The sequence below is a fragment of the Streptomyces sp. NPDC054840 genome, assembly GCF_053611065.1.
In genome coordinates this window covers 1-7,299 of record NZ_JBSGZP010000371.1, presented here as the reverse complement: position 1 = coordinate 7,299, position 7,299 = coordinate 1, and the positions used below count along the sequence as shown (strand labels likewise).

The 7,299-nt window shown below is 72.5% G+C and carries 9 protein-coding genes; 3 read left to right on the top strand and 6 right to left on the bottom strand.

Features of this window, described 5'->3' with window-relative positions:
* Window positions 1-224: 224 nt before the first annotated feature.
* The 3 genes from ACWGIU_RS24005 (at window position 225) to ACWGIU_RS23995 (ending at window position 1,830) form a co-directional block, all read left to right on the top strand.
* On the top strand, window positions 225-566 hold the full coding sequence (locus ACWGIU_RS24005; RefSeq protein WP_453708942.1) for a DUF952 domain-containing protein: 342 nt from the start codon (window positions 225-227) through the stop codon (window positions 564-566).
* A gap of 81 nt (window positions 567-647) precedes the next feature.
* Window positions 648-1,121 carry a Rieske (2Fe-2S) protein gene (locus ACWGIU_RS24000; protein WP_453708940.1) on the top strand — a complete coding sequence of 158 codons (474 nt, stop codon included), beginning with the start codon at window positions 648-650 and terminating at the stop codon, window positions 1,119-1,121.
* A 28-nt stretch (window positions 1,122-1,149) separates the two neighbouring features.
* Window positions 1,150-1,830 carry a nucleotidyltransferase domain-containing protein gene (locus tag ACWGIU_RS23995; RefSeq protein WP_453708938.1) on the top strand — a complete coding sequence of 227 codons (681 nt, stop codon included), beginning with the start codon at window positions 1,150-1,152 and terminating at the stop codon, window positions 1,828-1,830.
* On the opposite strand, the gene ACWGIU_RS23990 is transcribed toward ACWGIU_RS23995, so the two are convergent.
* The 6 genes from ACWGIU_RS23990 to ACWGIU_RS23965 all read right to left on the bottom strand — a co-directional run.
* Window positions 1,819-2,577, bottom strand: coding sequence for a nucleotidyltransferase domain-containing protein (locus ACWGIU_RS23990; RefSeq protein ID WP_453708936.1), 759 nt, complete (start codon window positions 2,575-2,577; stop codon window positions 1,819-1,821). The two genes, ACWGIU_RS23995 and ACWGIU_RS23990, sit on opposite strands and share 12 nt — an antisense overlap.
* A 3-nt stretch (window positions 2,578-2,580) precedes the next feature.
* Window positions 2,581-3,591, bottom strand: coding sequence for an ADP-ribosylglycohydrolase family protein (locus tag ACWGIU_RS23985; protein ID WP_453708934.1), 1,011 nt, complete (start codon window positions 3,589-3,591; stop codon window positions 2,581-2,583).
* Entirely contained in the window at window positions 3,588-4,316 is a 729-nt protein-coding gene (locus tag ACWGIU_RS23980; protein ID WP_453708932.1) for an NUDIX hydrolase, read from the bottom strand. The genes ACWGIU_RS23985 and ACWGIU_RS23980 overlap by 4 nt, the downstream gene beginning before the upstream one ends.
* Entirely contained in the window at window positions 4,313-5,392 is a 1,080-nt protein-coding gene (locus tag ACWGIU_RS23975) for an AAA family ATPase (protein WP_453708931.1), read from the bottom strand. The genes ACWGIU_RS23980 and ACWGIU_RS23975 overlap by 4 nt, the downstream gene beginning before the upstream one ends.
* Window positions 5,389-5,997 carry a nicotinamide riboside transporter PnuC gene (gene pnuC / locus ACWGIU_RS23970; RefSeq protein WP_453708929.1) on the bottom strand — a complete coding sequence of 203 codons (609 nt, stop codon included), beginning with the start codon at window positions 5,995-5,997 and terminating at the stop codon, window positions 5,389-5,391. Before pnuC ends, ACWGIU_RS23975 begins: the two co-directional genes overlap by 4 nt.
* Window positions 5,998-6,170: 173 nt before the next feature.
* On the bottom strand, window positions 6,171-7,299 hold a 1,129-nt coding region (locus ACWGIU_RS23965), incomplete at its 5' end, for a pseudouridine synthase (RefSeq protein WP_453708927.1).

The following is a 7,299-nucleotide window of genomic DNA, read 5'->3' as shown; positions in this document are numbered from 1 at the left end:
CGACCGCCCATCCCGTGGGACGGCGGCCGGGCCCTCGTGCACGGCTGTCAGGCGGTCAGGACCTCTGCGCCCGGACGATCTCCTCCGGCGAACCGGTCGGAAGCTGTCCTTCCGGGATCCGCCGACCCGCGTACCCTGCTTCACGTCACGGACCAGGTCACCCCTGGTGGACCGTGCGGCCACCTGGCGCACATGTCCGCGATCACTGCGGTAGAACGGTCGGCATGATCTTCCACATCGTCCCGCTCGCCGACTGGACCGCCGCGCCCGGGCTGCCGTACGCCCCGCCCTCGCTGGAGACCGAGGGGTTCGTCCACTGTTCCGCGGACCGCTCCACGGCACTCGCGATCGTCGACGCGCATTACCGGGCGGTACCCGGGATCCTGCTGGCGGTGGAGCTCGACGAGGGCGTGCTGACCGCCGAGGTCCGCCAGGACGGTGATTCCGGCGGCCGTTACCCACATGTTCACGGTCCGCTGAACCGGGACGCCGTGATCCACGTGTGGGAGGTCGTACGCACACCCGGCAGCCCTGCCTCACTGGCCCCATGGGAACCGGGCCGATGAACCGGCGCGGCAGGCTTCACCTGAGGCCCGCCGCAGGCCAGGATGCTGCACGCCATCCGGCCACAAAGCGAGGAGAGACTCATGAGCGACCTCACGCACACCGCCCGGCGCACGGTACTGACGATCGGCGCGGCCGCCCTGACCGGCGGTGCGATCACCGCCTGCGGCGGTGGCAGCGGTGAGAAGGCCTCGTCGGGGGAACCGAACGACGCGGCCGTCCAGCCCGCCGCCCCGGCCCCCGCCTCTCCCGACGCGGGGGCGGCCGGCAAGGCCCTCACCACGAAGACGGACGTGCCGGTGGGCGGTGGCAAGGTCTTCAAGGAGGAGAAGGTCGTGGTCACCCAGCCCAAGGCCGGCACCTTCAAGTGCTTCACGGCGGTCTGCCCCCACCAGGGCTGCCTGGTGACCAAGGTGGAGGACGGCAGCATCGACTGCGCCTGCCACGGCAGCAAGTTCGCGGTCACGGACGGCGCGGTGACCAAGGGTCCGGCCACCAAGGGGCTGGCGGAGAAGAAGATCAAGGTCGCGGCGGACGGCAATATCTCGCTCGCATAGCGGCAGGTCAGGCGCCTACGCTCCCTGGATGGACGATCTGACGCTGGTACGGGACCACACGGTCTACCGGTGCGTGATGGGCTCCCGGGCGTTCGGGCTGGCGACGGAGGCGAGCGACACCGACCTGCGCGGTGTCTACCTCGCCCCGACGCCGCTGTTCTGGCGGTTCGAGAAGCCCCCCACGCACGTGGAGGGCCCGCGGGACGAGGAGTTCTCCTGGGAGCTGGAGCGCTTCTGCGGACTCGCCCTGCGGGCCAACCCGAACGTCCTGGAGTGCCTGCACTCCCCCCTCGTGGAAGAGGTCACCCCGGTCGGCGAGGAGCTGCTCTCCCTCCGCGGGGCCTTCCTCTCCCGCCGGGCCCACACCAGCTTCAGCCGGTACGCGGCCTCCCAGCGCGGCAAACTCCTGGCGGACGTCCGGGTCCACGGCGCCCCGCGCTGGAAGCACGCCATGCACCTGCTGCGCCTGCTGCTGTCCTGCCGTGACCTCCTGCGCACCGGCCGGCTGACCATCGACGCCGGCCCGCACCGCGACCGCCTGCTCGCGGTCCGCCGCGGCGAGCTCACGTGGGAGGAGGCCGACACCTGGATGGCCCGACTCCAGGAGGAGACGGAGTCGGCCCTGGCCTCCACCGTGCTGCCCGCGGAGCCGGACCTGGCCAGGGTGCAGGACTTCCTGGTCCGCACCCGCCGCGCGTCAGCCGCGTAGCATCCGCCGCCGAATGACGAACTCGTCGAGCGCGTCATACGCCGACACCTGCCCGGGCAGGGAGGACACGGTCTGCGCCGCGTCCAGCACCGCGTGCAGCGCCTCGAAGTCCTCGCGTACCCCGCCGACGGGCGGGCCCGCGTAGCCCCCGTGCTCGGCGGCCACCTTGGCCTCGATCAGAGCGGCGAGGTACGGGGGCGCCTCCGGCACCTCGGCCAGCAGGGTCGGCAGGTGCGCCTGCACCTCGCCCGACCGCATGAGGTGGATGCCGGTGAGCAGCGCCCGGAACGCGTAGAGCAGCGGTTTGAGTGCGGCGGCCTTCTCGAAGAGCCGCCATTGGGTGCCCGCGAACCCCCGGTAGTGGTGGGCGTGGTGGGAGGTCAGCACGCCGGGGGCCAGCGCGATCAGTTCCTCGTGCGCCGCCGTCGTGTGGACCACGAGCGGGGAGAGCAGCTGCTCCAGGACGTAGCCATTGCGGTTCAGCATCAGGCGGACGAACTTGCGCAGGTCGTGCGTGACGAGGTCCATCTCCACGTCGTCCCGGTCCCACATGCGGGTCCGGGTCTCCTCCGGTTCGCGCAGACCCAGCAGGTCCTGCGCCGGGAGCAGGTGGGCGCCGCGCAGGTCGATGTCGGAGTCCCGGGACGGGAATCCGTACAGGTGCGCGCCGGAGACCGTGGCGAAGAGCAGCGGATCGGGCTGCTCCGCCACGACGGGGGTCAGGTCGAGACTCAGGGCGTCCAGCATGGATCAAGCGTCCCAGAGGGTGCCGAAGGCCAGGAGTTCGTCCCGGTACTCGATGCGGCCCTCCCACGCGGAGGGCCAGACGTCCGCGCCGAGGTGGGCTCCGGCGAAGGCGCCGGCGAGGCAGGCGATGGAGTCGGAGTCGCCGCGCGTGCAGGCGGCCCGGCGCAGCGCGGCCAGCGGCTCCTCGGGGAAGAGCAGGAAGCAGTGCAGGGCGGTGGCGAGGGCCTCCTCGGCTATCCAGCCGTCCCCCGTGGTCAGGCAGGGGTCGGTCTCCGGGGAGGGTGACCGCAGGGCGGCCGCCAGCCGGTCCAGGACTTCCAGGCACTCGTCCCAGCCCCGCGCGATGAAGGACTCCGGGGAGGCGTCGGACGCGGTCCGCGTCCACAGGTCGCCCAGCCAGCGCTCGTGGTAGCGGGTGCGGTTCTCCAGGGCGTACGAGCGCAGCCGTCCGACGAGCCCGGTCACCTCGGTGCCCTCGGCCAGCAGGAACACCGCCCGCGCGGTCAGATCGGAGGCGGCGAGCGCCGTGGGGTGCCCGTGTGTGAGGGCCGACTGGAGCTGGGCGGCGCCGGCCCGCTCCTCCTCGGTCCAGTCAGGCACCAGCCCGACCGGGACCACCCGCATGTTGGCGCCGCAGCCCTTGGAGCCGATCTGGCTGGCGTCGCGCCAGTCCCGGTCCGGCGTGTCCAGCAGCCGGCAGGCCGTCATGCAGGTGCGGCCCGGGGCGCGGTTGTTCTCCGGGGAGTGATACCAGTCGACGAACTCCTCGCGGACCGGCCGGGTCAGGCGCTGCGGGCCCACCCGGCCCCGCTCCGCCGCCGTACGGATGCCGCGGGCCAGGGCGAGGGTCATCTGGGTGTCGTCCGTGACGATCGCCGGGCGCGGGAGGTTCATCTCGCGCCAGGGGCCCGTCTTGGCCAGGATCGAGGGCACGTCGTTGAACTCTGTCGGGAAACCGAGGGCATCGCCCAGGGCCAGGCCGATCATGGCGCCCGTCGCGGCTCGCTTGGTCATCGGGTGGATCCTTCCGGTCGCAGCAGGGGAGGGTGGAGGGTGGTCGCCGGGCCGGGCCGGTAGAGGGCGGCGGGTTTGCCCCGGCCGCCGGTCAGCCGGGCGGCGCCCGGTACGGCCTCGACGAAGCCGGGTGTCGCCAGGACCTTGCGGCGGAAGTTGGGGCGGTCGAGGGTGGTGTTCCAGACCGTCTCGTAGACGGACTGCAGCTCCCCGAGGGTGAATTCGGGCGGACAGAAGCCGGTGGCCAGGCAGGTGTACTCCAGCTTGGCGCCGATCCGCTCGCGTGCGTCCGCCAGGATCACCGCGTGGTCGAACGCCGGCTCCGAGACGTCTTCCACGGCCAGCCAGCGGGCGTGGGCCGCGTCCCCGCCACCCTCGGGGGCCGGCTCCGGCAGGTCCGGGACGAGGGCGGTGAAGGCCACCGAGACCACCCGCATCCGGGGGTCGCGGTCCGGTTCGCTGTATGTGCGCAGCTGCTCCAGGTGGAGCGCGGCGACGAGCTGCTCCGGCAGGCCGGTCTCCTCGGCCAGTTCGCGCCGGGCCGCCGTCTCGGCGGACTCCCGCGGCCGGACGAACCCCCCGGGCAGCGCCCAGGCCCCGGCGTACGGTTCCTGGCCGCGCCGGATCAGCAGCACGTGCAGGGCGCCGGCGCGCACGGTGAACACGGCCAGGTCGACGGTCACCGCGAACGGCTCGAAGGCGTACGGGTCATAGCCGGCGGTCATCGGTTCTCCGGAAGGGGGTCGGTGAAGTGCCAGCCCTCGGCCAGCAGTCCGTCCACGGCCCGGACCGCCGTCTCCAGCCGGGCCGCCCGGCTCCCGCGTACGACGAGGAAACGCCTCCCGGTGCGCTCCAGTTCCGCCCGGAACCGCTCGGTCATCCAGGGCCGCAGCTGTGGCCCGTCCCGCAGTCCGTCGTCCTCGAAGGGCACGTCGGTGTGGTCGGTGAGCAGGTACAGGTCCCGCCGGGTGAGGTCGGCGATCCGCTCGACCTCCTCGTTGCGGCCGCCCATGTACCGCTCGTGCCAGATCCCGGTCGCGAAGGAGTCGGTGTCGCAGAACAGCACGGGCGAGCCGAGCCGGGCGGCGTGCTCCTCGTCCGCGTCCTGGTGGCGGGCGATGAGCGGGAACTCCTCGGAGGTGAAGGACACGTCCGCCCAGGAGGCCGCCGGGTCGGCGGCGCGGGCGGCGGCCAGCTTCTCCTCGCTGTACCGGCGCCCGTACTCGGCGACCCAGCCCGTCTTGGCCCATACGCCGCCGCGTTGCCGGTAGTGGTCCGCGAGGGCCCGCGCCAGCGTGGTGGTGCCGGTGGACTCCGCGCCGAGGACGACGACCCGCCGGGTGAGGGCGGCCCGGACGGCCGGCCCGAGGAACTCCCAGGAGCCGGCCGGGTCCCTGCGCACCACCGTCCCGGACACGGGGAACAGCGTGCGTTCCCGGTCCACCAGGACCTCCTCGGCGCCGAACCTCCGGGCGAGCTCGCTCCCGTACTCCTCCGAGGTGAAGACGGCGTCCACCCGCCCGGGGACCGCGCCGCGGAAGACGGCCATGTGGGCCTCCCAGATCTCCGGGTCGTGCAGGTCGACCGGGATGTCGTCCACCGCGCCGACGACCTCGGCCCCGGGGTGCGCCTCTCGCATCCAGGCGACCCGGTCGGCGAGCGGCACCGACTCCACGGAGGCCGCGCACACCAGCACGGTCAACCGCTCGCACTGGTCCTGGGCGGTGCGCACGAGGTGGTGGTGGCCGGCGTGCGGCGGGTAGAACTTGCCGAGGACCAGGCCGTGCCCGTGGCGTCTCATGCCGTCGCCTCCGCCGCCGTACGGGCGTCGCGCGCCGGCAGCGTGCGCCGCCAGCCGAGGAGTCCGACCACGCACAGGGCGAGGAAGCCCACGTAGAGCGCGGAGGTCAGATAGAGGCCCTTGTGGGCGTAGAGCGGGATGTAGACGAGGTCGGCGGCGATCCACAGCCACCAGGACTCCACGAGCTTGCGGCACTGCCCGTACGTGGCGACGAGCGAGAGTCCGGTGGTCAGTGCGTCCCAGAAGGGGACGGTGGAGTCGGTGGCCCGGCTCAGCAGCAGCGTGAGTGCGAACACCCCCACCGCCCCCGCCGCGGCGAGCCCGGCCCATTCGGTGCGCGTGGTGCGGCGCACCGGCAGGGCCTCGGCGGATCCTGGTCCACCCCCGTGGGTCCAGGACCACCAGCCGTAGGCGGCGAGGGCGATGAAGACGATCTGGAGCCCGGCGTCGGCGTAGAGGCCGGCCTGGGCGAAGAGCACGATGAAGAAGATGTTGTTGGCGATGCCGATCGGCCAGTTGGCCACGTGCTGCCGGGCGACCAGCCAGACGCAGAGGGCGCCTGTGGCGAAGCCGAGCACCTCGGTCCAGCTCATGGTCCAGTTCATGCCGACCCCCTCCGATGTTTAATGGTCAGATTGACTATAAACATGGATCGGGGTTCCCGGCAAGCAGAAAACCCGCGGCGCCCTGGGGCACCGCGGGTTTTTCTGTTACCGGGCCGGCCGCCTGCGGGGCGACCGGCGCTACTTGGCCGACACGGCCTGGTAGCGCCTTGTGACTAGAGACCGACCTCGCGCATCAGCATGCCGACCTCGGTGTTGGTCAGGCGGCGCAGCCAGCCGGACTTCTGGTCGCCCAGCTCGATCGGACCGAAGGAGGTCCGGACGAGCTTCTCGACCGGGAAGCCGGCCTCCGCCATCATGCGGCGGACGATGTGCTTGCGACCCTCGTGGAGGGTGACCTCGACCAGGTAGTTCTTGCCGACCTGGTCGACGACGCGGAAGTGGTCGGCGCGGGCGTAGCCGTCCTCCAGCTCGATGCCGTCCTTGAGCCGCTTGCCGATCTCACGCGGCAGCGGGCCGGTGATGGCCGCGACGTAGGTCTTCTTCACGCCGTACTTCGGGTGCGTGAGGCGGTGGGCCAGCTCACCGTGGTTGGTGAGCAGGATGATGCCCTCGGTCTCGGTGTCGAGCCGGCCGACGTGGAAGAGACGGGTCTCACGGTTGGTGACGTAGTCGCCCAGGCACTGACGGCCGTCCGGGTCCTCCATGGTGGAGACGACACCGGCGGGCTTGTTCAGCGCGAAGAACAGGTACGACTGGGTGGCGACGGTCAGGCCGTCCACCTTGATCTCGTCCTTCGGCAGGACGCGCTTGCCCTGCTCCAGCACGATCTCGCCGTTGACCTCGACGCGGGCCTGCTCGATGAGCTCCTCGCAGGCGCGGCGCGAACCCATGCCGGCACGGGCGAGCACCTTCTGCAGACGCTCACCCTCCTCCTCGGCACCCGGGAAGGTCTTCGGGGTCTTGACCACGGGCTTGTCGGCGTACCGGTCGCGCACGCGCTCCTCGATGCGCGCGTCCAGCTCACGCGGACGGGACTGGCCGCTGCGGCTGCCGGGGCCGCTGCGCGGGCCGCCTGCGCCGCCGATGCCGGGGGTCCTGGAGGTCCGGGGACCGCCCTTGGCGCCACCGCGCGCCGCGGCGCCACGGGCACCGCCGCCGCCCGCCTTCGGGCCGCTGCGCCCGCTGCGCTCGCCCTCGGGGCCTACGTCGTAGCGGCGCTCCTCGGGACGGGGCTTGCCTGCGCGCTTCGGCTTGTCGTCGCGCCCGCCCGCGCCCCTCGGCTGGGAGCCCCCCCCGCCGGATCCCCGGGAGTTGCCGCCCGCGCCCGAACCCCGCGGGTTG